Below are 1,405 nucleotides of genomic sequence, written 5' to 3'. Positions count from 1 at the left end.
GCTCCGTCGGTGAGTGCGGCTTCTTCGAGTTCGCGGGGGATGTCCTGCATGCGGGCGAGCAGGATGAGCATGCCGTAGCCGAAGCGGGACCAGATTCCGACGATGACCAGTGCGGGGATGACGAGGGTGTCGTCGGTGAGCCAGGACGAGTCGGACATGCCGAGCCAGCTGGTCATGGTGGACCAGGGGCCGCCGGTGGAGAAGATCCACACGAAGACGGTGGCGGCGAGTACCAGTGAGGTGACCACGGGCAGGAAGAACAGGGATCGGAAGAGTTTCGATCCGCGGAAGGCGCGTCGGGTGAGCAGGGCCAGGGCGATGGAGACGGCGAGGGTGCCGGGGACGGCGAGTGCGGTGTACCAGACGGTGACTTTCAGGGCCTGCCAGAACAGGGGGTCGTCCCACAGGCGGGTGAAGTTGTCCAGGCCGATGAAGTTGCCGCCGTCGGTCAGGGAGTAGTCGGTGAAGCTCATCAGCACGCCGGCGACGCCGGGGCCGAACCTGAAGGCGAGGAACACCAGGAAGCAGGGGAGGACGAACAGCAGGCCGATCCGGGCCTCGCGGCGCGCCTGCGGCCCGCTGCGGCGGCTCCGGCGGGTGGGTTCCGCGACGACTGCCACGGTGAGTCTCCTTGTGGTGCTGGGACGGGTCCCGGTCCCTGGGGGAGCGGGAGAACGAGCAACGATGCCCCTTGGGGCGCGCCCCGGCTGACAGTGCGGTGCGCCAGCCAGGGTGCGCGGTCAGGGGCCGACCGGCCGGTGACCAGGCCCACCGGGGGCCCGGTCACCGGGCCTGGTCAGCGGGCGAGGAGTGCGTCGGCGGCCTTGGCTGCGGCGTCGAGGGCTTCTTGTGGGCTCTTCTTGCCGATGAGCGCGGCCTGGATCTCGGGGGCGAGCAGGCCCATCACCTCACGGGCCTTGTCCTGCATCGGCCCGGCGACCATGCTCGGCAGGGTCGCGGCCACCGCCTGCTGCACGGCGTCGTCCGGGTACAGGTCCTTGGCGGACTTCCGCGCCGGGAACAACCCGGACTGCTTCTCCAACCCCGCCGCGTTGCCCGGCTCGGCCACGAAGTTGATCCACTCACCCGCGGCGTCCTTGTCCGCGCCCTTGAGCATCGACAACGCGCCCACCGTGCCGTAACCAACCGACTCCGTGTCCTTCAACGGCGGCCGGACCACGATGTTCTCCTTGCCCCAGAACGGCTCCACGTCCGCCGGGGTGTTCTGCCAGGTACAGGCCACCTTCCCCTTGGCCACCGGGGTCTGCTCCAACTTCGGAGTCGTGCTGACCAGGTCCTTGTCGGTGTACCCACCGTCCACCAACTGCTTCAACCACGTCAGCGCCTTGACCCCCGCCGCGTCGTTGAACGCCACCTTGGACCCGTCCTCGGTGAACACGTCCCC

General features: G+C 69.0%; 2 protein-coding genes. Both read right to left on the bottom strand.

What is annotated here, in order from left to right; all coding sequences use genetic code 11:
* Window positions 1–620, bottom strand: a 620-nt coding sequence (locus A3IG_RS0103470) for a carbohydrate ABC transporter permease (RefSeq protein WP_018382152.1), incomplete at its 3' end; no start/stop codon positions are given.
* Window positions 621–796: 176 nt separating this feature from the next.
* On the bottom strand, window positions 797–1,405 hold a 609-nt coding region (locus tag A3IG_RS0103465), incomplete at its 5' end, for an extracellular solute-binding protein (RefSeq protein WP_018382151.1).

The organism is Wenjunlia vitaminophila DSM 41686 (genome assembly GCF_000380165.1).
Classification (GTDB): Bacteria; Actinomycetota; Actinomycetes; order Streptomycetales; family Streptomycetaceae; genus Wenjunlia; species Wenjunlia vitaminophila.
This window is presented reverse-complemented; position numbering and strand designations above follow the sequence as displayed.